1 protein-coding gene is annotated in these 257 nt (G+C 39.3%); it reads right to left on the bottom strand.

What is annotated here, in order from left to right:
• The coding region (locus AAEY55_RS18470) for a hypothetical protein (RefSeq protein ID WP_350552716.1) at positions 1–257 on the bottom strand (257 nt) is incomplete at both ends.

The following is a 257-nucleotide window of genomic DNA, read 5'->3' on the forward strand; positions in this document are numbered from 1 at the left end:
GTCTATATACGCTTGAATAAGCTGCTTTTTTTGAATATCGCTGATACAGCCAATTTTAGCCGCGTCCGTTAAAATTCTCACATTGTCAGAATTATCGCATAAGTGGGTAAACTCATGGGCATGTTTTAATACCAAGTATTGCGTTATAAACTCAATATCGGTCATGGCACCCACATCTTGTTTTAAGTCAAATTGCTGCGCATTGCCTTTAGCCAAATGGCCACGCATTTTTTCGCGCATTTTAATCACGTCTGCTT

The sequence above is a fragment of the Pseudoalteromonas sp. 120-MNA-CIBAN-0494 genome (assembly GCF_040308885.1).
GTDB classification, from domain to species: Bacteria; Pseudomonadota; Gammaproteobacteria; order Enterobacterales; family Alteromonadaceae; genus Pseudoalteromonas; species Pseudoalteromonas nigrifaciens.